This window comes from Terrirhizobium terrae (assembly GCF_030323265.1).
In the GTDB taxonomy this organism is placed as follows: Bacteria; Pseudomonadota; Alphaproteobacteria; order Rhizobiales; family Rhizobiaceae; genus Neorhizobium.
Genome location: NZ_CP104992.1, coordinates 2,107,438 through 2,131,859 on the forward strand (window position 1 = coordinate 2,107,438; position 24,422 = coordinate 2,131,859).

A 24,422-nucleotide genomic window follows, 5' to 3' on the forward strand; every position below is an offset into this window, starting at 1 on the left:
TCCCGAGGGCTTTTTCTTCGGTTCGGTTATGAGCCTTACTTCTTCAGCCCGGCCAGCGTCTTCACCAGACCCTGCGTGGAAGAATCGTGGCCTTCGGCGCTTTCCTTGCCTTCGACGACCGGCAGCAGGCCGGTGGCCAGTTCCTTGCCGAGCTCAACACCCCATTGGTCGAAGGAGTTGATGCGGAAGAGCACGCCTTCGACGAAGACGCGGTGCTCATAGAGAGCCACGAGACGGCCAAAGGCGAAGGGCGTCAGCTTGTCATGCACGAAAGTGATCGACGGGCGGTTGCCGGTGAACACGCGATGCGGCGCGATAAAGTCCGCCTTTTTGTCGTCCATACCCTTGGAGGTGAGCTGTGCCTTGGCCTCTTCGAAGGTGCGGCCCTTCATCAGCGCTTCCGACTGCGCCAGGCAATTGGCGATCAGCAGATCGTGCTGGTGGCGAAGCTCGGGCTCGAAACCGTTGGCGGCGATCATGAACTCGGCCGGGATGATGCTCGTGCCCTGGTGGATCAACTGGTAGAAGGCGTGCTGGCCATTGGTGCCGGGCTCGCCCCAGACGACCGGGCCGGAATTGCCCTCGACCGGCGTGCCGTCGATGGTGACACCCTTGCCGTTCGATTCCATATCGAGCTGCTGCAGATAGGCCGGGAAGCGAAGCAGGCGCTGGTCATAGGGCAGGATGGCGCGGGTCGGATAGCCCAGAACGTTGCGATGGTAGAAGCCGATCAGGCCGAGCAGCATCGGCAGGTTTTCGCGCACCGGGGCCGTGCGGAAATGGTTGTCCATCGCATGGGCGCCATCGAGGAAATGGCCGAAATTCTGCGGTCCGACGGCGATCATCAAGGGCAGGCCGATCGCCGACCAGATCGAATAGCGACCCCCGACCCAATCCCAGAAGCCGAAGACGCGTTCGGCGTCGATGCCGAAGGCGGCAACCTTGTCGAGCGCGGTGGAAACGGCGCAGAAGTGATGCTGTACGGCCGCATCGCCCAGCTTGTCGGCAATGAACTTGCGGGCGGAAGCCGCGTTCGTCATCGTCTCGATCGTGGTGAAGGTCTTCGACGCAATGATGAACAAGGTGGTTTCGGGGTCGAGCGTCTTCAGCGTATCAGCAATATGGGCGCCGTCGACATTGGAGACGAAATGCGCACGCGGGCCGTCATGGAAGGGGGCGAGCGCCAGTGTCGCCATGACCGGGCCGAGGTCGGAGCCGCCGATGCCGATATTGACGACGTCGGTAATCCTCTTGCCGGTCGCGCCCTTCAGGCTGCCGGAGCGGATGCCGTCGGCGAACTTGCCCATCGCAGCCAGAACCGCGTTCACATCGGGCATCACATCCTTGCCGTCGACCAGAACCGGCGTATTGGACCGGTTGCGCAGCGCGGTATGCAGGACCGCGCGGTCCTCGGTGAAGTTGATGGCAACGCCGGAGAACATCTCCTCACGCTTCTTTGCCACACCGCCCGCATCGGCCAGCTTTTCGAAGAGGGCGAGGATGTCCTCATTCACTGCCGTCTTCGAATAATCCATCGTCAGATCATCGAAGCGGGCGCTGAATTTCTCGAAGCGGCTGCCATCCTTGGCAAAGGCGGCACGGATGTCGGTCGCCTTGGTTGCGTCTGCGGTGGACTTGAGCTCTTGAACGATGGTCTGCATGATTTCCTCGCATTCTGCAGAATGATGAACGGAAACCTATTCGCTTTCTTGTCCAAATCAAGCGCTGGTCATGCGTCTTTTGCGTAATCGGCCAGCCAATTGTTCGCGCTACTGTCCGACTGCCGTCTCTGCCGTATTGCCGATCGCCTGGCCGAGCCGGCCGACCTGGTCGTTATAACTGCGGCGTGTCGCCGGGTCGAATATGGCGATTGGTGTGCTGACCGCGACACTCGCAGCTCCGCCCACGGTTTGCGCAGTACCCAGTGCTACCGCTCCGATCCGCTCACCGAGCCCGACATCGCTGTCAGTCACGGTTTGTCCGGCAATCAGGCGGTTGCCGATCAGTTTCACGACTTCCGGGCTTTCCGCGAACTTGCCGTGGTTCAATCGGTCGCCACCCTGCAGCTTGGTCAGGTCAAGGACCACGATCCCGGCCTTTTCGAACTCGGTTCGATAGGGCTCGACGGTCGGATCCACCTGGCCCAGCCGATCGATATTGCCGGAGATCCGACGGGACAGGCTGAGCGCCCGGTCGTCCTGTGATACGAACAGCGTAAAGTGCGGCCGCTTGGCCCCGAGTTCCGCGAGTTGCCGACCGAAGACGTCGACGTCGAGATCGGGAGAAGCGAGGATGACGTTCTGGATCTTCGGCGCGACGCGTCCGTCGCGGATCGCCATCTGGCGCAAGGCCTCGACCGTCAGCCAGGATCCCATGGAATGCGCCATGATCGTCACTTCGCCGACAGCCGGGTCCTTCGCCAGCCGGTGCAGCATGGTTTCCAGCGCATCGCGGGAATAGTTGGTGCTTTCCTTGTCGTAGTTATAGGCGAAAATGCTCCCACGCGACGGCCATGTGAAAAGCACCGGCGCTACGTCGGCGCCGGAATCATGGACGATCTGCGCAAAGCGGTAGACAGCGTCTTCATAGCGATTGTTGAACCCGTGGACGAAGACCATCACTCGCCTGCTTTTGGTCAGATGACCTTTCAGCCAGCTTTTTGATGTCTGCGGCGTCATCGGCGTGACGGAAAGCGTGGCAAATTCCTTCGCCGGATCGGCGGGCAGTTTTTTCGGCCACTGAACCTGACCGACCTCGCGAACGCTGTCGGGCGGGATCGACACGGCAATCTCGGTAAGCGTAGGCTCCTTGCCGCGCTCGCCGGAAAACAGCACGCCGGGTGCCTCGCTCGTCTTGCGGGTCGTGGCAACGAGGACGTCGACCTTCGAGGTGCCGGCGACGGTTGCGCCCGTCGTCGGAATCAAGACGCCTTCCGGCCGTCCGGCGCAACTCGAAAGCGCGGCCAGCAGGGTTACGACGGCGATGAGGCGAAACGAAAATCCGGCACGGTCTTGCAAGCGAACTCCAACAGCTTTCCCCGGCTCCGATCTGATCGCTAACGGAGCATGGTGGCGGCGTCCACCTTTAATGGCGCCGCTCGCCCGGGATCAGCCGCGCTTGCTGCCGACCTGTCGCCACGATGCAACGCTTACCGAAGCTCGCGCCGCAGGATCTTGCCGACATTGGATTTCGGCAGCTGATCGCGAAACTCGATGAAACGGGGGCGCTTGTAGTTCGTCAGGTTGGCAATGCAATGGGCCTTCAGATCGGCTTCGGTCAGGCCTGCATCCTTCTTGACGACGAACAGTTTTACCGCCTCGCCGGAATGCTGGTCCGGAACGCCGATCGCGGCGCATTCAAGCACGCCCGGATGCATGGCCGCCACTTCCTCTACCTCGTTCGGATAGACGTTGAAGCCGGAGACGAGGATCATGTCCTTCTTGCGGTCAACGATCTTGATATGGCCTTGGCTATCCATGTAGCCCATGTCGCCGGTACGGAAGAAACCATCCGCGGTCATCACCTTGGCCGTCTCGTCCGGGCGCTTCCAATAACCGGCCATGACCTGCGGACCACGGATGCAGATTTCGCCGACATCGCCCTGATCGAGGTCGACCCCGTCATCATCGCGGATCGTGATATCCGTCGAGGAGATCGGCATGCCGATCATGCCCGAGAAGTCGAGCCTGTTGCAGCGGTTTGCGGTCGCAACGGGGGAGGTCTCTGAAAGCCCGTAGCCTTCCGTGATCGGGCAGCCGGTCATGGCAAGCCAACGCTCGGCCACCGGCCGCTGCACGGACATCCCGCCGCCAAAAACGAGTGTAAGCGACGAGAAGTCGAGCTTCTGGAATTCCGCATTGTTCATCAGCGCGTTGAACAGGGTGTTGAGACCGGGGAATATGTTGATCCGGTACTTGCCCAGATCCTTGACGAGGGCCGGGATGTCGCGAGGGTTTGCGATGAGAATATTGTTGCTACCGGTCGCGACACCCATCAGCGAATTCACCGTTAGCGCGAAGATGTGGTAGAGCGGCAGGGCGCAGAGGAACTGCAGCTGTTCGGGCCGCGGCTTTTCGAGGAAGGCCGAGTCGAGCCAGACCGCCATCTGCTCCTTGTTGGACAGCAGGTTGGCATGGGTCAGCATTGCGCCCTTGGAGACGCCCGTTGTCCCGCCCGTATATTGCAGAAAGGCGATGTCGTCCGGCTTCACATCCGGGGCCGAAAGCGGTTGCCGCGCGCCTTCTGATATCACCTTGCGGAAGCTTTCGGCCCCGGGCAACGACCAATCCGGCACGAGCTTCTTGACCCGGCGGACGACCAGATTGACGATATGGCCCTTGAGACCAAGCATGTCGCCCATCGTTGCTACGATGACCTTGGTGACGTCGGTCTCAGGCAGTGCCTGCTGCGCGGTATGGGCGAAGTTTTCGAGGACGAACAGCACTTTCGCGCCGGAATCCTTTAGCTGGTATGCGAGTTCACGCGGCGTGTAGAGCGGGTTGACGTTGACCACGACGAAGCCCGCGCGAAGGATCCCGTAGACGATCACCGGGTTTTGCAGGATGTTCGGCAGCATGACGGCAACGCGGTCGCCTTTTGAAAGGCCTTGAGCCTGCAGCCATGCTGCGACCTTGCGGCTTTCTGCTTCCAGATCCTTGAAGGTAAGGCTCTTGCCCATGCTGGTGAAGGCAGGACGGTTCGCGTAACGCGCGCAGCTGTCCTCGAAAAGGTGCCCGAGCGAATGATGGACAAGCGGCGGGATCATCTCCGGAACGCCGGGTGGATAGGATGCAAGCCAGATCTTTGCCGGGCTGCTGATGGCTTTCGCCGCCGTTTCCTTCATGAGAGCGCTCTCCTCCTTGCTCGCACGTATCTACCGCAATGCCATGGCGAAGTCCTCCCTCCACCATGGTCGCAGTCTAAGTCATCCACAGGTCGCCGAAAAGCGGCTGTTTCATAGATGGGTTATATAACCTTGACGTAAACGTCAATATAACGCCTTGGGAACGATCGTCGCTGCGAAGAGTTTTTACATGTGACAGAACGACTAACCCAAAGGAGGTGCGTCATGTTGCATCAGGAACCGCGTGCGGGGCAGGACCCCTATGTCAAGGAAACTCAGTCGCTGATCGCCAGTGACAAGGTGGATGGTACGGCAGTCTACGGTGCCGACGGTAAGCGCATCGGCTCTATCGAGCGCATGCTGCTTGAGAAGCGCGGCGGTCGTGTCGCCTACGCCGTTCTGAGCTTCGGTGGCTTCCTGGGTATCGGCGACGACTATTATCCGTTGCCCTGGGAAAAGCTTCGCTATGACGAAGAGCTGGACGGCTATCGCATCGACCTTACCAAGGACCAGATTACCGGTGCGCCGAAATACCACGATCTCGAGGACGATAGCTTCTACCGCGCCAAGGACCGGACGATCTATGACTACTACGGCGTCCCGCCTTACTGGATGTAGTTACATCTGCTTAGATCGAGAGAGGCCCGCGAGGGCCTCTTTTCGTTTGATTAAGTCCTTTCTGGCAGGCTCGCCGGACGGCAAGGATTGCCGAAAGGATGAATGATCATGGTGCAGAAGGCGGGCGGAGTACGCGATCTCGAACCGGAAGATCTGCCTTCGGTCGTGCATCTCTTCCAGAAGACCTTTCGCCGTTCTCAGCCCACCCGACCATCGATGGTCAGCTATTTCCGCGAAATCTTCTTTGATCACCCCTGGTACGACGAAGAGATCCGGTCCAAGGTTTTCGTCAGAGCCGATGGCGAGATCGAGGGGTTCATCGGCGTCTTTCCATCGCGCCTGGAACTCGATGGTCGTCCGCTACGCGCAGCCTTTGCCGGCTCCATGATGGTCGACCAGCCGGAGCAGAACCCGCTTGCCGGTGCAAGGTTACTTCGCTCTTTTCTCGCAGGCCCTCAGGACATTTCGCTTACCGAGACCGCAAATTCGCTGGCGCTCGGCATGTGGCAGAAGCTCGCTTTGCCGCTCGACATTGCCTACAGCCTCAATTGGATCCGCATCCTGCGCCCGGCCGGTACCGCGATCCAGGTCGCCGAACGCGGGCTCAAGGCCGCACGGTTTATCCGCCCTGTGGCATCACTCACCGACAGCATCATCGAGCGGGCAGGGCTGAAGGCCTTCCGTGCGCCAGCGGCGTCAGGCCCGGGACGGGTAAATTTCTGGGATGCGTCGCGCGACGATTTTGCCGAGGCGGTATTGAAGCTCGGCGACCGCTTTCCCCTTCGTCCGCAATGGGACCGCGAAACGCTGGATTGGTTCATGGATCAGGCCCAGGCCAAGCGCCAGTTCGGCGATCCCTGCTGGCGGATCGCAGAAACCCGCAGCGGCGAACTGGTGGGCTGCTACGCCTATTACGGCCGGCCGGGCGGTATCGGCTGGCTGCTGCAGGCGCTTTGCGCGCCGAACGTGGCGGGCGAGATGGTCGAGGATCTGTTTGCCCGTGCGGATGCCGCCGGCTGCGTCGCGATCCGCGGCGCCGGCCATCCCTGGCTGACACCGGAACTCATCAGCCGCAAGACGCTCTTCTATGGCCGCGCCTTCTTCGTCGCCCACGCCAAGGACAAGAGCCTTCTCGAACCGATCAAGGCCGGCCAGGGGCTGATCAGCGGCCTGGCCGGAGAAAACTGGACGCGCCTGATCGGCGACGATTTCGACTGAGGTTTCCGGTTCAGTCAGCCATCGCCACCGGCTGGGCGTGCAGGTATTCAGCAACCTTCCGCTTCGAAGCGATGTTGCGCCACACAGCGTCCACTTGGTCGGGCGTCAGATCGACCGCCTTGGCCGTGTCCTCGCGGGAAATGCCGTTGTTCAGCGCATAGAGGCAGATATCCATCCGATCGTAGGGCAGGGAGAAGTAATACTCGTCCTGGCCCTGCGGCAGCGACCAGGTGTCGGTGGTCGGCGGGCGGCGGCGGATTTCTTCCGGCACGCCGAGCGCCTCCGCAAGCTGATAGACCTGCGTCTTGTAGAGATGCGCGATCGGCTTGAAGTCGGCCGCGCCATCGCCGTTCTTGACGAAGAAACCCTGGTCGTATTCCAGCCGGTTCGGCGTGCCGGCAACCGCGAAGTTCAGCCGGTCGGCATGGTAATATTCCATCTGCTTGCGCGTCCGCTGCTTCATGTTGGCGGCGGCGATCATGCCGAGATAGACGTCGAGCGGCATGCGGTGGCGGCTCTGGCTGCCGTCCGGATCGGCGACGACCAGCCAGGAAATGTTGTAGCCGCGGTTGGAGAGCGCATCTTCCAATACCACCTTGCAGCCCCATCCTTCGCCGAATTCCGGCACAATCTGGCGGATGAAGCCGTCGCGGCGCGTGTAGCATCCCTGTGCGGCAAGCGACGGACCGATGTCTTCCAGCACCGTCTCGACCCCGACGGCCTCGGCCAAGGCGCGGCCGAGCCTCAGGCTGTCCGGATCGCTGTCATGCTCGGGCATGAACACGCCGGTGACCTTGCCGGTGCCGAGCGCGCGGGCGCAAAGCGCCGCCGTGACACTGGAATCGATGCCGCCGGAAAGGCCCAGAACGGCGCCGCGCTTGCGCAGGTCCTTCAGCACGGTCAGGCGCAGCCATTCGCAGATCCGTTCGATCTCAGCCTCGGCATCGAGAACCAGCGCTCGGGCGGAAAACGGTTCGGTCTTGTTCGCGGCGGGAGCGTTCGTCATGCAGCGGTTTCCTTGCTTTTTGGGCCGGATGGTTTGGGAGCCGGTGTTTCTGCGGTCAGTCTGATCTTGCCGGTGCTGGTCTTCGGCAACGCGTCGCGGAACTCGACGCTCTTCGGCACCATGTAGTCTTCGAGGTGCTGGGCGCAGTAGCGAATGATTTCTTTCTCCGTCAGTTCTGCGGACGGCTCCAGTGCAATATAGGCGCGGATCAGCTGCCCGAAGATGGGATCGTCCACGCCTGCGACAGCCGCCTCACGGATGCCGGGCATGGCGTAGAGAACCGCCTCGACTTCCTGGGGGCTGACCTTCTCACCACGCGTTTTGATAATGTCGTCGCGGCGGCTGACGAAATAGAGAAAGCCGTCCTCGTCGGTTCTGAACAGGTCGCCGGTCTGCAGCCGTCGGCCGCCGTCGACGGGCGTGACCTTTTCAGGTGTCGCGGCCTCGTCCCGCCAGTAGCCGAGCATCACATGCGGCCCTTCGATGACGAGTTCGCCGGTCACGCCGGCTGGTGCCGGATTGCCCGCCTCGTCGACCACATAGGCCTGGGTTCCCGGAATTGCACGTCCGACCGAAAGCGGCCGACGATCTGCTTCCTGAGGCGGCAGATAGGTCGCCCTGATACATTCCGTCTGGCCATACATCAGGAAAAGCTGCGTCTCCGACAAGAGTTCGCGCAGGCGCTGGGCGACCGAAGGCGGCATGGCGGAGGCGGCATTGGTCATGTAGCGCAGGTCGGGCAGGAAGGCGGGCTGCAGATCCTGCATGCCGGCAATCAGCGCCGCCATGGCAGGCACGAGCGGAAAACCCGTCGCCCGCGTCTCAACGAGACGGGCAAGGATCTTGCGCGGAAAGGCGAAGCTCTTTTCCAGAACCACGGTGCCGCCGGCCATGACCATGGTGACGACCTGGGTAATGCCATAGCCGAAGGAAAGCGGCAGCACGCTCAGCACCACATCCTTCTGCGTATTCTCCAGATAAGCAACGATCGAGCCGCAGGCCGCCAGAAGGCTGGCATGGCTGTGCATCACGCCCTTCGGCAAGCCGGTCGAGCCCGAGGTGTGGATCAGCAGCGCGAGGGAGCTGTCGTCGCCACGGGGCAAAGGCGCGAGCTGCTCACACGACGTGACCATCTGTTCGTAGCGGCACCAGTCTCGTTCGGAATTCACGGATGCAGCACCGAACGCGATTGTCCGGACGCCATCCCCTGACCCTTCGAGAGCCTTGTCGATCACCGGTACGAAGCGTGCCTGGGCGAGAATGACCTTGGGCCCGGTATTGGCGATGGTCGCCTTTAGCTTATCGGCCTTGATCGACGAATAGAGAGGGCAGGGCACCGCGCCGGCCTTCCAGGCGGCGAAGAAGCAGACGACGACCTCGGCCGAGTTTTCGGCAACGATCAGCAGTCGGTCGCCTTCGCCGAGACCGGTCTGGGCGAGGCGCCCCGCAAGGCGATCCGACAGGCGGTCGAGTTCTTGGTATGTCAGCTGTGTCTCGGCCGTGATCAGGGCCGTCTTCGTGCCGAAGCGCCTGGCGCTGTCGCGAAGATGGTCCTCCAGTCGCATGGCCCAGCGCCGCCCTCTAAGCGGACGCTGCGGGCAGCTTCGCCGCCAGATAACGCGTCATGTTGTTGATGCTGTCGAGATTTTCCGGAACGATTTCTTCGTCTGCAACAGAGATGCCGTAAGTCTGCTCCAGAAATGCGATGACTTCGAGCACGCCGGTGGAATCGATGACGCCGCTTTCGAGCAGAGATTGGTCATTGTCGAGTTCCGCATCGGCGCGAAAAAGAAAATTCTCTGAAATGAACTCGCGAATTTCTGCGTTAAACCGTTCAGCCATCAAACAAAGCCTCCCCCATCAAGACAGCGCTTCAGGATCACGCGAGAAGCGTTCAGCCATCGTCGCGAGTTTGACCTTGGTGTAAAGACCTGAATGTTTCGCTAAGTTCAAATTTTGCTTTTGAAAAGCTCCCGAATGTGTCCACAGAGATCCGCTTGCGCGCCCACGGGCGAGTGCCGAGGTTCGGCTCCACGGCACAGCCTTGCATTCATGACCAGGGTGGTGAACACAATCGAAGCCTGACCGATGCGCAAAGGGTACGGGGATCGCATGGATGATTTGATCGAGCTCAATTGTGTGGTGATCGGCGGAGGTGTCGTGGGCCTCGCCATCGCGCGCCGGCTCGCCATCGCCGGGCGGGATGTCGTGCTTCTCGAAAGCGAACCGTTGACGGGAAGCATCACGTCCTCACGCAACAGCGAAGTGATCCATGCCGGGCTCTACTATCCGACCGGCAGCCGCAAGGCCGAGCTGTGCGTCCGCGGCAAGCACGATCTCTACGCCTATTGCCGCGAGCGCCATGTGGCGCATCGGCAATGCGGCAAGCTCGTCGTTGCCTCCAGCCTCGAGGAGGTTGCCTATCTGGAAAAGCTGCTCGCCCAAGCCTCCGCCAACGGCGTCGAAGACTGCCGCCTGATCGACGCGGGCGAGATGAGAACGCTGGAGCCGCAGATCGAGGGCTATGCGGCACTGCTGTCGCCGTCTACCGGCATCATCGACAGTCACGGTCTGATGGAAGCCTATATCACCGATATCGAAGCCCATGGCGGCACGGTCGTGGTCAACTCTCCCGTCCTGGAAGGCGAGCTGGCCGGGGATGAAATTCTGCTTTCCGTCGGCGGCAGCGATCCCTTTCGGGCCAAGGCCAGCGTGGTCGTCAATGCGGCCGGTCTCGGCGCCTGGTCCGTGTCCATGGGTCTGCATGGGCTGGATCCCGCAACGATGCCGCAAAGGCATCTTGCCAAGGGCAGCTATTTCTCGCTTTCGGGCAGGTCTCCGGCCAGTCGGCTGATCTATCCGGTGCCGGAACAGGGTGGTCTCGGCGTGCATCTGACGCTCGATCTCGCCGGTCAGGCGCGTTTTGGCCCGGATGTCGAATGGGCCGAGGCGCTGGACTATGACGTCGACCCTGCGCGCGCCGAAAAATTCTACGCGGCGATCTCGCCGTTATTGGCCGTATCTGAAGAACGATGCGCTCCAGCCCGCCTATGCCGGGATCCGCCCGAAGACAGTCGGACCGGACGGCGGCGGTGGTGGCGACTTTGTCATCCAGGGGCCGCTTGAGACCGGCCATGGAGGATACGTCGCACTCTATGGCATTGAATCTCCAGGGCTTACCGCTTCCCTCGCCATCGCCGACGAGGTTTGGCGCCTGATCTCGGACTAGGCACGCGGAGGGTTACGCCCCATCGGGGCTAGCCCGCCTTTCGCCTGTCATCCGGCTGACACGTCTGCATGGTGTCCTCCTGCGCCAAGCCCGACGATCCGCGCTACGTGAAAGCGATTCTCAATCTTTGCGTCGAGGCGAAAGGACGTTCGCTTATGTCGTTGTCGCTTATTTTCGGCCTTGCTGCATGCGCGCTCATCCTCGCCAACGGCATCAGTATCGGCATTGCGATGTGGCGCCTGTCACGCAACGGCCATCCGGCGCCAGAATTTGCCGAAAAGCCGCCGGTCTCGCTTGTCATACCCGCCTGCGGCATCGAGAACTTCACACCTCTGACGCTGGAACGGGCCTTCGTCCTCGACTGGCCGGACTATGAGCTGATCTTCTGCGTCGCCGACGCCAGGGACCCGGTCATCTCCGCGATCCGCAAGGCGATGGAAAGCCACCCCCATGTCGTCGCGCAGATCCTGGTCGGAGATGATCGCGTTAGCGCCAATCCCAAACTCAACAATTGCGTCAAGGGTTGGCAGGCGGCGCGGCACGACTGGGTCGTGCTGGCCGATTCCAACGTCCTGATGCCATGTGACTACATCGCCCACCTGATGGCGGCCCGCCGTCCCGATACCGGCCTTGTCTGCTCGACGCCGCTCGGCTCGCGGCCCGACGGCTTCTGGGCCGAGGTGGAATGCGCCTTCCTCAATTCCCAGCAGGCCCGTTGGCAATATGTCGGCGAGGCGCTGGGTCTCGGCTTTGCCCAGGGCAAGAGCATGCTCTGGTATAAGCCCATGCTCGATGCCGAAGGCGGCATTGCCGCACTCGGCGCCGAGATCGCCGAAGATGCCGCCGCGACCAAGCTTGTCCGCCGTCTCGGCCGCCGCGTGCATCTCGTTGCCTCGCCGTTCGAACAGCCGCTCGGCCGGCGCAAGCTCAGCCAAATCTGGTCGCGCCAGGCGCGCTGGGCAAGGCTTCGGCGCGTGACCTTCCCGGCCTTCTTCACGCCGGAAATCCTGCTCGGCGTCATGCCGCCTCTCACGCTTGCGCTCGCCTCCGTGGCAACATCGGCCACGGATGTCTCCCTCGGCATCGTAACCGCCGCGGTTTTCGCTGCCGTCTATACGCCGGAACTGGCCCTGATCCTCGCCAAGAACTGGCAGCTCTCCGTCTGGACCCTGCCGGCCATGATCGCCCGCGACACGCTCGGCCCTGCCATCTGGATCCGAAGCTGGCTCAGCGGGTCCTTCGACTGGCGCGGCAATATGATGACGATAGGCACCGAGACGAGTGAACTGAGCTCCGCAACGGCTTCGAGATGACAACCCGATCTGCGGCTACTCGCGCCTAATAAACTTATCTGTCTTGAAGAGGAAAAATGGTGCCGCTTGCAGGACTCGAACCTGCGACCCCATCATTACGAATGATGTGCTCTACCACCTGAGCTAAAGCGGCCCGTCAGCAACGGCGAAGCGCCCGCTGCGAGTGATGCGCTGATACAGGCAACGAATGGCGATTTCAAGCCGGTTTTGAAAGATGGTCTCGTTTTTCCTGCAGAGCTCGCCGCTCGGCTTTAAATGGCGAGCCGCTGCCGTGCTTCATCATATTCCCGCTCCATGCGCGAAACGAGATCCTCCACGCTGCCGACGGCCTTGATCGCGCCGACACCCTGACCCGCTCCCCAGATTTCCTTCCACGCCTTCGGGCCGGAGACGGCTGCGTCGAAATCCATCTTCGTCGGATCGGCGACAGGCAGCTTGTCTGGGTCCATGCCCATGGCCGAGATCGAGCCTTTCAGATAGTTGCCGTGCACGCCGGTGAAATAGTTGGAATAGACGATGTCGGCTGCATTGGACCCGACGATCATCTCCTTGTAACCCTCGGTGGCACGCGCCTCACGCGTGGCGATGAACGGAGTGCCGATGTAGGCCATGTCGGCGCCCATGGCCTGTGCGGCTAAAACTCCTCCGCCCGTCGCGATTGCGCCCGCGAGAAGCAGCGGGCCATCGAACCATTCGCGGATTTCCTGCACCAGCGCGAAGGGTGAAAGTGTGCCGGCATGGCCGCCGGCGCCTGCTGCAACGGCGATCAGGCCGTCCGCCCCTTGCGGATGGCGGAATTGGCGTGGCGATTGTTGATCACGTCATGCAGCACGATGCCGCCGTAGGAATGTATCGCATCATTGACCTCCGGCACGGCGCCGAGCGAGGAGATGACGACCGGAACCTTGTATTTCACGCACATCATCAGGTCGTGCTCAAGGCGACGATTTGAGGTGTGGACGATCTGATTGACGGCAAAGGGTGCTGCCGGTCTTTCGGGATGGGCCGTATTATGCCTGGCCAGCTCTTCCGTAATCTCGGCCAGCCACTCGTCCAGTTGGCTTTCGGGCCTGGCGTTGAGCGCCGGAAAGGCGCCGATCACGCCTGCCTTGCATTGGGCGAGCGTCAGTTCCGGATGCGAAATGATGAACAGCGGCGAGCCTATGACAGGCAGCCGCAACCCGTTCTTCAGAACGGCTGGCAGCATGAAGGAAACCTCCCGAATTACCTTTACGTAAGATGGAGTAACAGATCGTGGCTTGCGTGGAAAGGCGTCTTTTCGGCTTGTCCACCTGCCGGATGACGGACATATTTCGGCCAATTCAACGCGGGACGAGGGGTTTCGCCTTCTTGCAGTTCGGCGATTGAGACGTTACCGAGAAATTAATTCGCGCTGAAAAGTCATGAGAAACCGGAAGGACCGGCAGTGAGCGGCTTGGAGACAGCCATCAGGAATGCGTTGGATCGCTCGGAGCGGGGCGACGGTCAGGTGCGCGCGCGCATCTACCAGTCCGCCCGCCAGGCACTGGATGCCGGGCTGCGCAAGCAGGGCGTCACCGACAATCTGGTGATCATGCAGCAGCGCAAGCGGCTGGAAGACAAGATCAGCGAAATCGAAAACGAGGAAATCGATCGCCTTGCCCAGTCAGCTCAGCCGGCGGTGAGGAAGCCGCTTGGCCGCAGCCAGATCTGGATGCGCCGCGCCAGGCTGCCGGTGGTCCTGCGCCGAGCGTCGACGTTCCTTCTGATGCGCCTGTTGCCGGCGCTCGGGACGTACATGCCGATCGCGGTGTCGCTCCCGAGCCAGTCGCGCCTGCTCCTGCCGTGATGGTCGATGCGCCTCGGCAGGCTGATGCACGTCCCGCCGCCGTCGATGCCGGTGCCCTCGGAGGCGTGACCCGGTCCGAAGCTCAGGCCTCGCAGGCCCAAGCCGTCCCTTTCAGCGTCGACATACCGGGTGCCGCGGAGCGCGCCGAGAGCGGGCCGACGGAGGTGGCGCCCGTTGCAGGCAAGGCAAAGGATAAGGGGCGCAAGGCGCGCCGTGGCTCAAGATCATCGCTCGACGTTCCGGCTGAACGCGCCGCCAAGCCGCGTCGTCGTCGCGGCTTCCTGTCTCATCTGATTACCTGGCTGGTCACGCTCGGCGTCGTGGCACTCGGATGCTGGATTTTCTACCAATCCGGCATGGTGCAGTCGATCATCGACGAGGCGATCGAATCCGCCCAGCGGCCGCCCACATTGCAGCAGTCGGGGCAAGGCCCTTCGGCGCTGACCTCGCGGGGCGGTTTCTCGGAAGAATGGGCGGATATCTTCGACCCCGAGGAGCATACGACGTTCCGCGCCGGCGCGCAGGCACAGGCACAGATCGCGCCTGCTTCGGAAGGCGAAGCGCTCAAGATCACCTCCGCCACGCCCGAAGCGGGTGGCGATATCGCCATCGAAGTACCTGCTGAGATCCTGCGGGAAATCGCGGGCAAGAGTTCGACGCTGGCGCTGACCATCCAGTCGGCCACCAACCAGCCGTCGCAGATTTCGGTTCGCTGCGATTTCGGCAGCCTCGGTACCTGCTCGCGGCATCGCTTCACGGCGACGCAGGAAAAGCTCGATGCTTTGTTCAAGGTCAGCTTCGACCGGAGCATGGCGCCGAATGCTCCGGGCCGCCTCGTGTTCAACACCGGCCTCCAGGGTAGTGATCGCCCTGTCTTCATCTATTCGGTCCGCGCGCTTCCGGGGCAGTGATCCCACGCCCCGGAAGGTGATCTCGGGCTATTTGAGGAACTTGGGTCCGAAGCCCAGGATCTTGTCGTCGATTTCGCCGATGACTTGCCTGTCCTTGCCTTCATAGTCGAGCGAAAGCAGGATATGGCGGATGGCGTTCAAATGCGCGCGCCGCTTGTCATTGGCAAGCACGACCGCCCATGGCGCATCCTTCGAATGGGTCTCTTCCAGCATCCGGTCGCGTTTCTCCGTATACTGGTCCCACTTGGTCAATGCGGCGATATCCATCGGAGAGAGCTTCCATATTTTCAAAGGATCATGCCTGCGGTCGTGAAACCGCTTCAGCTGCATTTCCTGGCCGATATCCAGCCAGAACTTGAAGAAATGGACGCCATCCTCGACGATCAGCTTCTCGAACCGCGGTGTCGCCTTCATGAAGCTGTCGTACTGAGCGGGCGTGCAGAAGCCCATGACGGGTTCCACGACGGCGCGGTTGTACCAGGAGCGGTCGTAGAGCACGATCTCGCCCTTGGTCGGGAAATGTGAGGCGTAGCGCTGGAAATACCATTGTCCCGCTTCCCGCTCCGTCGGCTTGGCGAGCGCGATGACATGGGCGGAGCGCGGGTTGAGATAAGAGCGGATGGAGAAGATGGTGCCGCCCTTGCCGGCGGCGTCGCGGCCCTCGAACAGGGCCATCAGCCGCTTGCCGCTGGCCTGCAGCCAGAACTGCATCTTGACCAGTTCGACCTGCAGCGCCTCAAGCTGTTTCTCGTACTTGTCCTTCTTCAGCTTGTCCTCATACGGATAGCCGCCCGAGGAGAGATCGCGGTCGCCGATCCAGTCCGGAAGCTTCGGATCGTCGATGTCGAAGCGTCGCTGCTTGCCGTTGATCTTAAGGTCGACTGCTCTGCTTTCGCTGGCGCCCGGCATTCTTCTCTCCTCTTGAATGTGACGTGAAGTCGCTGGTTTTGCTTATCTAGTGCACGGCTGTGCGGAAGCACGAGTTTTCCATAGTCTATGATGCATAGGTGTCATGTAAGGCTTATATGACCAACTGTTCATCGGGAAAAAGTGCCGGGATTCGGGCGGGATATCATGAAAGAGAAGCTGCGCGACATCGCGGGAAAAATTATCGCAGCCGCTCGACACGAGCGCTCCATCCTGCTGCTCGTGTCGCTGGTGGCCCTGATCGCGCTTGTGGGCGGAGTTCCATGGTACGCGGTGCTGTCCTGCTGGCTGGTGATCGTGATCGCCTGCCTCTCCCGTAGGCCGATCGTCGTCCCGGCGCCGGAGCCGTTGCCGGAAGAGGGAGATGAGGAAGAGCTTGCGGTGGATCCGCTGCCGCCCATCGCCGCGGCACTCGCCGCTCTCGACATGCCTGTCCTGGTACTCAACGATGAGGCGATCGTGCTGTCGCAGAACAAGGCCGCCGAACGGGCTTTGGGCTCGCTGCCTCTCGATGCGCATCTTTCCGCCCGGCTGCGCTCTCCCGGCATTCTCGATATGGTCAACGAGACGATCGCGACCGGCGAGGCGAACCAGATCGAGCATTCCGAACGGCTTCCGTCCGAGCGCGTCTATATTGTAAGGATCGCGCCGATGGATGCCGATCCTGCCGGTGTCTCGCAGAGGCTTTATCTTCTTTCCTTCCGGGATATTTCCGAGCTGCGTCGTATCGACCGCATGCGTTCCGACTTCGTCGCCAATGCCAGTCATGAATTGCGCACGCCCTTGGCGTCATTGCGAGGCTTCATCGAAACCCTGCAGGGGCCGGCGAAATCCGATCCCACGGCCCAGGACCGCTTCCTCGGCATCATGTTCGACCAGGCCACTCGTATGAGCCGCCTCGTCGACGACCTCCTGTCGCTCTCGAGGCTGGAGCTCAAATCCCATATCGCGCCCGACCAAAGTGTCGACCTGAAGCCACTGATCGGCCATGTCCGCGACGCCCTGCTGCCGCTAGCTGAAGATCTCGGCGTGGAAATCCGCCTTCACCTGCCAGAAAACGGCGTCGAGGTAATGGGCGACCGGGACGAGCTGATCGAGGTCATCGAAAATCTCATCGAGAACGCCTGCAAATACGGACAGGAGGGCAAGTTCGTCGATGTCTATCTGCGCGGTGGCGGCTCTCAGCCGGCCGAGGTGAGCGTCGTCGATCGTGGCCCGGGTATTCCCGCCGAGCACGTTCCGCGTCTAACCGAGCGTTTCTATCGGGTTAGTGTTGCAGACAGCCGTTCCAAGAAGGGGACGGGGCTGGGGCTTGCTATCGTCAAACATATCCTGACGAGGCATCGCGCTCGCTTGATCGTGAAGTCGCGTTTGGGGACTGGTTCCGAGTTTACCGTAAGATTTTGACATATAATATTGATGCTGCACAGCTGTGCTGAGTATTTATAAAGCAAAAACAGATACTTAATTTGTCACAAATGTTTCATCGAAGTGACATAAAAGCTAGGGCCAACGGCCGCTATGACGAGCGGGCCGAAGCCGGCAAGCGCGAAAGCCGGCGATAAACGCTTTCACAAACCCCATCATGGGAGAACTTCGATGAACATGTTGAAACTTTCCGCAGCGGCCCTCGTCGCCTCTGTAGCCTTTGCTGGCGCTGCCGCTGCGCGCGACCAGGTTCAGGTTGCCGGCTCCTCCACCGTTCTTCCGTATGCGAAGATCGTTGCTGAGACCTTTGCCGAGACCTTCCCGAACTTCAAGGCTCCGGTCGTCGAGTCCGGCGGCACCGGCGGTGGTCTGAAGGCGTTCTGCTCTGGCGTTGGCGAAGGCACGATCGACGTTGCTAACGCTTCGCGCGCCATCAAGAAGGACGAGCTGGAAGCCTGTAAGGCTGCTGGCGTTGCCGACGTTCAGGAAATCCGCATCGGTTACGACGGCATCGTCTTCGCTGCAGATAGCTCCAACGGCGACATGAAGATCGAGCCGAAGGACCTCTACAAGGCTCTCGCAGCTGAAGTTGTTGTAGACGGCAAGCTCGTTGCCAACCCCTACAAGAACTGGTCGGACATCAACGCTACCCTGCCGAAGGGTCCGATTGCTGCCTACATCCCGGGCTCCAAGCACGGCACCCGCGAAGTCTTCGAAGAAAAGATCATGGCTGAAGGCTGCAAGGAAGCCGGCGCCACTGACGTCATCAAGGCTGCCATCACCGACGCCAAGCAGGCTGCTGCCAAGTGCGTTGCCATCCGTAAGGACGGCGTTGCTGTAGACATCGACGGCGACTACACCGAGACCCTGGCACGTATTGCTGCCAACAAGACCGGTCTTGGCGTATTCGGCCTGGCCTTCTACGAAAACAACATGGACAAGCTGAAGGTTGCGACCGTTTCGGACGTCGTTCCGTCGACCGAAACCATCTCCGGCGGCACCTATCCGGTTTCCCGTCCGCTGTACTTCTACGTCAAGAAGGCTCACCTGGGCGTTATCCCGGGCCTGAAGGAATACGTAGAATTCTTCATCTCTGACGACATGGTTGGCCCGGAAGGCCCGCTCGCCGAATACGGCCTGGTTGCCGCTCCGGACGACCAGCGCGAAGCAGTCCGCAAGGACTTCGAAGCCGGCAAGACCATGTAATGAACGATCCGGCGCCGCCCTTGGCGGCGCCGGTTTCTCGGCCTCACGGCCGCTGCCCTCGCAAGGCAGGCCTCAAGGGCAAGTCCTAAGTTGGGCATTTGCGAATAATTCGGTTCCGGTGATGGGATTTGTGCGGTAGTGGCTGCCGCCGATGGCGGTAGGCCGGGGGATTGTGATGAGCACACCATTGATCTTGTTGATTTTGGCGATCATTGCGATCGTCTGTTACGTCGTCGGGACGCGTCACGCGCTGGCAATCGCCGGCGGCGTGTCCTCAAGCTGCATTCCCGACCCGGCTATTACGGCACGTTCGTTGCGCTCTGCGCCGTTCTGCCCGCGGCCATTCTTCTGGCCGCCTGGCTTATCGCCAGCCCGCTCTACATCAATTCCACCATCCGTGACGGCTTTCCGGCAGACGTGAAGGCCAAGTCCGAGGCGGAGCAGGGCCTCGCTTTCGGCATGATCAGCTCCGTCGCCCGCGGCATGGATGTCCTGACGCTCGAGGAAATCGATCGCGTCGGCGCCAACCCTGCCGAGCTGCGCTCAGCGCTCGGTGCCAAGGGCCTGCCGCTGGCGGGTGATCCCGAGCCCTATATGGTCGAATCCGCTGGTGATCTGAACGCGATGACCAAGATCAGCAACCGGGTGATGACCGCCCTCGTGCTGATCGTCGCTCTCGCCGGTGCCGGTTTCTCTTATACCCGCATCTCGCCCCGCTTCCGCGCCCGCAACAGGGTGGAACGGGTGGTTCTTGGTGCTCTCGTGCTCGCTTCGTCGATCGCGATCGTCACCACGATCGGTATCGTCCTGTCGATGCTGACGGAAGCCGGCCATTTCTTCGGCCGCGTTCCCGCCTGGGAATTCTTCTTCGGCACGGTTTGGGATCCGCGCTTTGCCGCTGCCGGTGCTGCAGCGTCGGAAGGCCAGTTCGGTCTGATCCCGCTCCTGCTCGGCACGCTTTACATCGGCTTCGTCGCCATGCTCGTCGCCGTTCCGGTCGGCCTGTTCTCGGCGATCTACATGGCCGAATATGCATCGCCGAAGGTTCGCTCCATCGCCAAGCCGCTGCTTGAGGTTCTGGCCGGTATCCCGACGATCGTCTACGGCTTCTTCGCACTGACCACCGTCGGTCCGTTCCTGCGTGATCTTTCGTCCAGCATCAACGGCATCGCCACCGGCGATTTCGCCAACTTCATCCAGGCTCAGTCGGTTCTGACGGCAGGCTTCGTCATGGGCATCATGCTAATCCCCTACGTCTCCTCGCTGTCGGACGACATCATCACCGCCGTGCCGCGTGCCCTGCGTGACGGTTCGCTCGGTCTCGGCGCCACCAAGTCGGAGACGATCAAGAAGGTCGTCATGCCGGCTGCTCTGCCGGGTGTCGTCGGCGCGCTTCTGATGACGGCCTCTCGCGCCATCGGCGAGACCATGATCGTGGTTCTGGCCGCAGGTGTTGCCGCCCGCATGCAGCTCAACCCGTTCGAGCCGATGACCACGGTGACCGTCAAGATCGTCAGCCAGCTGACGGGCGACCTTGAATTCACCTCGCCGCAGACGCTCGTCGCCTTCGCACTCGGCATCACGCTGTTTGCCATCACGCTTTGCCTCAACATCTACGCGCTCTTCATTGTGCGCAAATACCGGGAGCAGTACGAATGACCGACGTGGTTTCCTCCCCGCCGGCGTCCTGGCGAAGCCCGCCCGTCGCGACATCGGCATCAAGCGCCGCTACGCCGCAGAACGCCGCTTCCGTGCCTATGGCATCGCAGCGCTCTCCTTCGGCATCCTCTTCCTGTTCATCCTGCTCTACTCGGTGGTCTCCAAAGGCTACACCGCATTCCAGCAGACTATGATCACCGTTCCGGTCGAGTTCTCCGAGCAGATCATCGACAAGGACAATGAGCGTGCCACCGATCCGACCAAGCTAATGACCGCCAATTATCCGGTCGTCGCCCGCAACGCCTTGGCCAAGGTGCTCGGCGTTGCCGAAAACGATCGACAGGGCCTGCGTGCCGTCAACCAGATGATCTCGGACGGCGTCCGTGGCCAGCTGCGCGACATGGTTATCGCCAACCCGCAGATCATCGGCACGACCCAGACGGTTTCGCTTCTTGCCGCCGGTGACATCGACAGCGCCTGGAAGGGCCAGATCGACCTCACCGTTCCGGAGAACAACCGCAAGATTTCCGACCAGCAGGTCGGCTGGATGAACCAGCTTGCTGAAAGCGGTGCGCTGGCCAAGCATTTCAACGGCGGCATCTTCGTCAACGGCAACTCCAGCCGTCCGGAAGCGGCCGGCGTCGGCGTCGCCCTGATCGGCTCCTTCTATATGATGCTGATCGTGCTGGTGCTCTCGTTGCCGATCGGCGTCGCTGCCTCGATCTACCTCGAGGAATTCGCCCCGAAGAACAAGTTCACCGACCTGATCGAGGTGAACATCAACAATCTCGCGGCCGTGCCCTCAATCGTCTATGGTCTGCTCGGTCTTGCGGTATTCATCAACTTCATGGGCCTGCCGCGCTCGGCCTCGCTGGTCGGCGGCCTGGTGCTCACCCTGATGACCCTGCCGACGATCATCATCGCCACCCGCGCGGCGCTGAAGGCGGTTCCGCCGTCGATCCGCGCGGCAGCTCTCGGCCTCGGCGCCTCGAAGATGCAGACCATCTTCCATCACGTCCTGCCGCTTGCCATGCCGGGCATTCTCACCGGCACGATCATCGGCCTGGCGCACGCGCTCGGCGAAACTGCGCCGCTCCTCCTGATCGGCATGGTCGCCTTCGTCGCCAACTATCCGACGACTCCGATGGACCCGTCCACGGCCCTGCCGGTTCAGATCTACATGTGGGCGAACGAGGCGGAACGCGCGTTCGTCGAAAGAACATCGGGAGCGATCATTATCCTGCTCCTGTTCCTGGTTGTCATGAATGTTGGTGCAATTCTGTTGCGGCGGCGCTTCGAACGCCGGTGGTAGGAGATCGACACAATGAATATGTTGTCAGAAGCAGCAGTTGAAAAGGCTCTGGACAAGAAGATGAATGACGTTGCGTACAAGATGATTGGCAAGGACGTATCGGTTTATTACGGCGAGAAGCGCGCGCTTTTCGACGTGAACCTCAACGTCCGCGAAAACACCGTTACCGCGCTGATCGGCCCGTCGGGCTGCGGCAAGTCGACCTTCCTGCGGACACTGAACCGCATGAACGACACGATCGAGAACTGCAAGGTGACCGGCAAGATCACGCTGGACAGCGACGATATCTACGACAAGGAAATCGACGTCGTGGAACTTCGCGCCCGCGTCGGCATGGTCTTCCAGAAGCCGAACCCGTTCCCGAAGTCGATCTACGAGAACATCGCCTACGGCCCGCGCATCCACGGTCTCGCCCGCAACAAGGCAGACATGGACGCGATCGTCGAGGCATCGCTCCAGCGCGCCGGCCTCTGGTCGGAAGTCAAGGATCGCCTGCATGAAGGCGGTACCGGTCTCTCGGGCGGTCAGCAGCAGCGTCTCTGCATCGCTCGCGCGGTTGCCGTTTCGCCGGAAGTCATCCTGATGGACGAGCCCTGTTCGGCGCTCGACCCGATCGCGACGGCCAAGGTCGAGGAACTCATCCACGAGCTTCGCGCCAATTACACGATCGTCATCGTCACCCACTCCATGCAGCAGGCAGCACGCGTTTCCCAGCGTACAGCCATGTTCCACCTCGGCCAGCTGGTCGAGGAGAACGATACGGACAAGATGTTCACCAATCCGGATGACCAGCGCACCCAGGATTACATCATGGGCCGCTTCGGCTGATCGCTCGATCAGCACGGTCGCCTGCTACGGATCTTGAGGACAAGAAGATGGTTTCATCGCATATCCTGTCGGCTTACGACGAAGAACTGAAATACCTGCGCCGCCGCATTTCCGAAATGGGCGGTCTGGCCGAGCAGATGTGCGGTGATGCCGTGCGCGCTCTGGTCAATTCCGATGCGGCTCTCGCCCAGAAGGTCATCTCCGACGACGTGATCCTCGATCACGCCGAGCGCGAGATCGGCGACAAGGCGATCGTCACCATCGCGCGCCGCCAGCCGGTGGCAAGCGACCTGCGCGAAATCATCGGTTCGCTGCGTATTGCAGCCGATCTGGAACGCGTCGGCGACCTTGGCAAGAACACCGCCAAGCGCGTCATCGCCGTCCAGGGCACCGGCGTTCCTCGCAAGCTCGCTCGCGGTCTGGAGCATCTCTCCGACCTCGCCATGGTGCAGCTCAAGGAAGTGCTCGACGTCTATGCCAGCCGTTCGGCCGAAAAGGCGGAAGCCATCCGCGCCCGCGATGAAGAGATCGACGCGATGTACACCTCGCTGTTCCGCGAACTCCTCACCTATATGATGGAGGATCCGCGCAACATCACCACCTGCACCCATCTCCTGTTCTGCGCCAAGAACATCGAGCGCATCGGTGACCACGCGACCAACATCGCCGAGACCATCTACTACATGACGACCGGCGCGCAGCCGGAGGGCGAACGTCCGAAGGACGACACCTCGAACACGGTCGGCGCGCTCGCCGACTAAGTGCTGGTAGGGGCCTTCCAAGGTCCCCGCCAAGGCCCCCGGGCCCAGGTAATGTGACGGAGCAGAAACGAAATGCAGCCAAGAATTGCTGTCGTGGAAGACGAGGAGGCGCTGAGCGTCCTCCTCCGTTATAACCTTGAGGCCGAAGGCTATGAGGTCGAGACAATCCTCAGGGGTGACGAAGCCGAGATCAGGCTGCAGGAACGGGCGCCTGATCTGCTGCTCCTCGATTGGATGCTGCCGGGCGTTTCCGGCATCGAGCTCTGCCGTCGCCTGCGCATGCGGCCCGAAACCGAGCGCCTGCCGATCATCATGCTGACGGCACGCGGTGAGGAAAGTGAGCGCGTGCGCGGTCTTGCCACCGGCGCCGACGACTATGTGGTCAAGCCCTTCTCCACGCCGGAACTGATGGCCCGCGTCAAGGCGATGCTGCGTCGCGCCAAGCCGGAAGTCCTGTCCAGCGTCCTGCGCTGCGGCGATATCGAGCTCGACCGCGAGACCCATCGCGTTCACCGCAAGACCCGCGAAGTGCGCCTCGGCCCGACGGAATTCCGACTGCTGGAATTCCTGATGACCTCGCCGGGCCGCGTCTTCTCCCGCTCGCAGCTGCTGGATGGCGTCTGGGGCCACGACATCTATGTCGACGAACGTACCGTCGACGTCCATGTTGGCCGCCTGCGCAAAGCGCTGAACTTCTCCAACATGCAGGATGTCATCCGCACCGTCCGCGGTGCCGGCTATTCGATGGAAGCCTGATCCCTCGAAGTCGTATTTCCAATGAATTCAGCCCGGGAGAGGTCGTCGCTCCCGGGCTGAATTGTTTCTGCGGACGGCCGACTACGCTTCAGCCTTCTCCTGCCATTCCGGCAGCGGGAACACCCGGTCATAGGTCCAGTTGAAGACGAAGGCATAGACCAGGTAGAAGAGCGCAAACGAGATATCCATCACCAGCGCATGCCAGAGGGTCACGCCGAGATACCAGGCGATGAAGGGCAAAAGCACGACCAGTAGCCCAAGCTCGAACAGGACGGTATGGACGACGCGGATGGGAAGCGTCTTCTCCGTGCTCCCGCGCAGCCTCTGCATCAGATGGTCGAAGCCGAGATTGTAGACATAATTGAAGATCGTCGCGAGCGTCGACGAGACGACGCCGATGACACCCATATGATCGAGCGGTACGCCGAAGACGAATGCGCTGAACGGAATGAACAGAGCAAGTCCAATGATCTCGAAGCTGATGGCGTGACGAATGCGGTCGCGTGCGGTGCGCATATTCTCTGACCCCGTGGGTTCTGCCGGGTCGTCCCGGTGATGATGCCCATTCTGGGGGAGGTC

The 24,422-nt window shown here is 61.4% G+C and carries 17 protein-coding genes, 1 tRNA gene and 5 pseudogenes; 13 read left to right on the forward strand and 10 right to left on the reverse strand.

Features of this window, described 5'->3' with window-relative positions:
• Positions 1 to 35: 35 nt before the first annotated feature.
• The 3 genes from pgi to N7E02_RS18135 all read right to left on the reverse strand — a co-directional run bounded on the left by pgi (position 36) and on the right by N7E02_RS18135 (position 4,843).
• The gene (pgi, locus tag N7E02_RS18125; RefSeq protein ID WP_286583700.1) at positions 36 to 1,661 is read right to left on the reverse strand and encodes a glucose-6-phosphate isomerase; all 1,626 of its coding nucleotides are present in this window, start codon (positions 1,659 to 1,661) and stop codon (positions 36 to 38) included.
• Between the two features lie 108 nt (positions 1,662 to 1,769).
• Positions 1,770 to 3,017 (reverse strand): alpha/beta hydrolase, encoded by a 1,248-nt coding sequence (locus tag N7E02_RS18130; protein ID WP_286583701.1) that lies wholly within the window; start codon positions 3,015 to 3,017, stop codon positions 1,770 to 1,772.
• A gap of 131 nt (positions 3,018 to 3,148) precedes the next feature.
• Positions 3,149 to 4,843, reverse strand: coding sequence for a long-chain-fatty-acid--CoA ligase (locus tag N7E02_RS18135; protein WP_286583702.1), 1,695 nt, complete (start codon positions 4,841 to 4,843; stop codon positions 3,149 to 3,151).
• A gap of 225 nt (positions 4,844 to 5,068) precedes the next feature.
• On the opposite strand from N7E02_RS18135, the gene N7E02_RS18140 reads away from it, so the two are divergent.
• Positions 5,069 to 5,461 carry a PRC-barrel domain-containing protein gene (locus N7E02_RS18140; protein WP_286583704.1) on the forward strand — a complete coding sequence of 131 codons (393 nt, stop codon included), beginning with the start codon at positions 5,069 to 5,071 and terminating at the stop codon, positions 5,459 to 5,461.
• Between the two features lie 108 nt (positions 5,462 to 5,569).
• A complete protein-coding gene (locus tag N7E02_RS18145) occupies positions 5,570 to 6,679 on the forward strand; it encodes a hypothetical protein (RefSeq protein ID WP_286583706.1) in 1,110 nt (369 codons plus the stop codon).
• A gap of 10 nt (positions 6,680 to 6,689) precedes the next feature.
• On the opposite strand, the gene nadE is transcribed toward N7E02_RS18145, so the two are convergent.
• Genes nadE through N7E02_RS18160 form a run of 3 tightly spaced genes read right to left on the reverse strand, consistent with a single transcriptional unit; the run spans position 6,690 to position 9,527 of the window.
• Complete coding sequence (nadE, locus tag N7E02_RS18150) at positions 6,690 to 7,685, reverse strand: NAD(+) synthase (protein WP_286583708.1); 996 nt, start codon at positions 7,683 to 7,685, stop codon at positions 6,690 to 6,692.
• The gene (locus N7E02_RS18155; RefSeq protein ID WP_286583709.1) at positions 7,682 to 9,250 is read right to left on the reverse strand and encodes a class I adenylate-forming enzyme family protein; all 1,569 of its coding nucleotides are present in this window, start codon (positions 9,248 to 9,250) and stop codon (positions 7,682 to 7,684) included. Before N7E02_RS18155 ends, nadE begins: the two co-directional genes overlap by 4 nt.
• Positions 9,251 to 9,266: 16 nt before the next feature.
• Positions 9,267 to 9,527, reverse strand: coding sequence for an acyl carrier protein (locus N7E02_RS18160; RefSeq protein WP_286583711.1), 261 nt, complete (start codon positions 9,525 to 9,527; stop codon positions 9,267 to 9,269).
• A 270-nt stretch (positions 9,528 to 9,797) separates the two neighbouring features.
• Here N7E02_RS18160 and N7E02_RS18165 point away from each other — a divergent pair.
• Together N7E02_RS18165 and N7E02_RS18170 are read left to right on the forward strand one after the other, a co-directional pair.
• Positions 9,798 to 10,914, forward strand: a pseudogene (locus N7E02_RS18165) (NAD(P)/FAD-dependent oxidoreductase).
• A gap of 155 nt (positions 10,915 to 11,069) precedes the next feature.
• Positions 11,070 to 12,227, forward strand: coding sequence for a ceramide glucosyltransferase (locus tag N7E02_RS18170; RefSeq protein WP_286583907.1), 1,158 nt, complete (start codon positions 11,070 to 11,072; stop codon positions 12,225 to 12,227).
• Positions 12,228 to 12,284: 57 nt separating this feature from the next.
• Here the strand turns inward: N7E02_RS18170 and N7E02_RS18175 are convergent.
• Both N7E02_RS18175 and N7E02_RS18180 read right to left on the reverse strand, forming a co-directional pair.
• A tRNA-Thr gene (locus N7E02_RS18175) sits at positions 12,285 to 12,360 on the reverse strand.
• Between the two features lie 118 nt (positions 12,361 to 12,478).
• Positions 12,479 to 13,434, reverse strand: a pseudogene (locus tag N7E02_RS18180) (NAD(P)H-dependent flavin oxidoreductase).
• 219 nt (positions 13,435 to 13,653) lie between these two features.
• Here N7E02_RS18180 and N7E02_RS30210 point away from each other — a divergent pair.
• Both N7E02_RS30210 and N7E02_RS18190 read left to right on the forward strand, forming a co-directional pair.
• A pseudogene (locus N7E02_RS30210) lies at positions 13,654 to 13,884 on the forward strand (hypothetical protein); the annotation flags it as partial.
• Positions 13,885 to 14,120: 236 nt separating this feature from the next.
• Positions 14,121 to 14,966, forward strand: coding sequence for a hypothetical protein (locus N7E02_RS18190; protein ID WP_286583712.1), 846 nt, complete (start codon positions 14,121 to 14,123; stop codon positions 14,964 to 14,966).
• Between the two features lie 27 nt (positions 14,967 to 14,993).
• On the opposite strand, the gene ppk2 is transcribed toward N7E02_RS18190, so the two are convergent.
• Positions 14,994 to 15,875 (reverse strand): polyphosphate kinase 2, encoded by an 882-nt coding sequence (gene ppk2 / locus N7E02_RS18195; protein ID WP_286583713.1) that lies wholly within the window; start codon positions 15,873 to 15,875, stop codon positions 14,994 to 14,996.
• Positions 15,876 to 16,040: 165 nt separating this feature from the next.
• Between ppk2 and phoR the strand changes: the two genes are divergently transcribed.
• The 7 genes and pseudogenes from phoR to phoB all read left to right on the forward strand — a co-directional run bounded on the left by phoR (position 16,041) and on the right by phoB (position 23,843).
• On the forward strand, positions 16,041 to 17,300 hold the full coding sequence (gene phoR, locus N7E02_RS18200) for a phosphate regulon sensor histidine kinase PhoR (RefSeq protein ID WP_286583714.1): 1,260 nt from the start codon (positions 16,041 to 16,043) through the stop codon (positions 17,298 to 17,300).
• A gap of 192 nt (positions 17,301 to 17,492) precedes the next feature.
• Positions 17,493 to 18,527 (forward strand): substrate-binding domain-containing protein, encoded by a 1,035-nt coding sequence (locus N7E02_RS18205; RefSeq protein WP_286583715.1) that lies wholly within the window; start codon positions 17,493 to 17,495, stop codon positions 18,525 to 18,527.
• A gap of 175 nt (positions 18,528 to 18,702) precedes the next feature.
• A pseudogene (gene pstC, locus N7E02_RS18210) lies at positions 18,703 to 20,186 on the forward strand (phosphate ABC transporter permease subunit PstC).
• Positions 20,183 to 21,498: pseudogene (gene pstA / locus N7E02_RS18215) on the forward strand (phosphate ABC transporter permease PstA). Before pstC ends, pstA begins: the two co-directional pseudogenes overlap by 4 nt.
• A gap of 12 nt (positions 21,499 to 21,510) precedes the next feature.
• Positions 21,511 to 22,326, forward strand: a complete 816-nt coding sequence (pstB, locus tag N7E02_RS18220) for a phosphate ABC transporter ATP-binding protein PstB (RefSeq protein ID WP_092996744.1) — start codon at positions 21,511 to 21,513, stop codon at positions 22,324 to 22,326.
• Between the two features lie 47 nt (positions 22,327 to 22,373).
• Positions 22,374 to 23,087, forward strand: coding sequence for a phosphate signaling complex protein PhoU (gene phoU / locus N7E02_RS18225; RefSeq protein ID WP_092996747.1), 714 nt, complete (start codon positions 22,374 to 22,376; stop codon positions 23,085 to 23,087).
• 72 nt (positions 23,088 to 23,159) lie between these two features.
• The gene (phoB, locus tag N7E02_RS18230) at positions 23,160 to 23,843 is read left to right on the forward strand and encodes a phosphate regulon transcriptional regulator PhoB (RefSeq protein ID WP_092996750.1); all 684 of its coding nucleotides are present in this window, start codon (positions 23,160 to 23,162) and stop codon (positions 23,841 to 23,843) included.
• An 81-nt stretch (positions 23,844 to 23,924) separates the two neighbouring features.
• On the opposite strand, the gene N7E02_RS18235 is transcribed toward phoB, so the two are convergent.
• The gene (locus N7E02_RS18235; RefSeq protein ID WP_286583718.1) at positions 23,925 to 24,359 is read right to left on the reverse strand and encodes a PACE efflux transporter; all 435 of its coding nucleotides are present in this window, start codon (positions 24,357 to 24,359) and stop codon (positions 23,925 to 23,927) included.
• Between the last annotated feature and the right edge of the window lie 63 nt (positions 24,360 to 24,422).

What these genes read in the sequence shown, in the direction of transcription:
- N7E02_RS18140 (WP_286583704.1), top strand. Translation starts at nt 5,069, where the DNA reads ATGTTGCATCAGGAACCGCGTGCGGGGCAGGACCCCTATGTCAAGGAA.
- N7E02_RS18135 (WP_286583702.1), bottom strand. Translation starts at nt 4,843, where the DNA reads ATGAAGGAAACGGCGGCGAAAGCCATCAGCAGCCCGGCAAAGATCTGG.
- phoB (WP_092996750.1), top strand. Translation starts at nt 23,160, where the DNA reads ATGCAGCCAAGAATTGCTGTCGTGGAAGACGAGGAGGCGCTGAGCGTC.
- N7E02_RS18170 (WP_286583907.1), top strand. Translation starts at nt 11,070, where the DNA reads ATGTCGTTGTCGCTTATTTTCGGCCTTGCTGCATGCGCGCTCATCCTC.
- nadE (WP_286583708.1), bottom strand. Translation starts at nt 7,685, where the DNA reads ATGACGAACGCTCCCGCCGCGAACAAGACCGAACCGTTTTCCGCCCGA.
- N7E02_RS18235 (WP_286583718.1), bottom strand. Translation starts at nt 24,359, where the DNA reads ATGCGCACCGCACGCGACCGCATTCGTCACGCCATCAGCTTCGAGATC.
- phoU (WP_092996747.1), top strand. Translation starts at nt 22,374, where the DNA reads ATGGTTTCATCGCATATCCTGTCGGCTTACGACGAAGAACTGAAATAC.
- N7E02_RS18160 (WP_286583711.1), bottom strand. Translation starts at nt 9,527, where the DNA reads ATGGCTGAACGGTTTAACGCAGAAATTCGCGAGTTCATTTCAGAGAAT.
- phoR (WP_286583714.1), top strand. Translation starts at nt 16,041, where the DNA reads ATGAAAGAGAAGCTGCGCGACATCGCGGGAAAAATTATCGCAGCCGCT.
- ppk2 (WP_286583713.1), bottom strand. Translation starts at nt 15,875, where the DNA reads ATGCCGGGCGCCAGCGAAAGCAGAGCAGTCGACCTTAAGATCAACGGC.
- N7E02_RS18145 (WP_286583706.1), top strand. Translation starts at nt 5,570, where the DNA reads ATGGTGCAGAAGGCGGGCGGAGTACGCGATCTCGAACCGGAAGATCTG.
- pstB (WP_092996744.1), top strand. Translation starts at nt 21,511, where the DNA reads ATGAATATGTTGTCAGAAGCAGCAGTTGAAAAGGCTCTGGACAAGAAG.
- N7E02_RS18155 (WP_286583709.1), bottom strand. Translation starts at nt 9,250, where the DNA reads ATGCGACTGGAGGACCATCTTCGCGACAGCGCCAGGCGCTTCGGCACG.
- N7E02_RS18205 (WP_286583715.1), top strand. Translation starts at nt 17,493, where the DNA reads ATGAACATGTTGAAACTTTCCGCAGCGGCCCTCGTCGCCTCTGTAGCC.
- pgi (WP_286583700.1), bottom strand. Translation starts at nt 1,661, where the DNA reads ATGCAGACCATCGTTCAAGAGCTCAAGTCCACCGCAGACGCAACCAAG.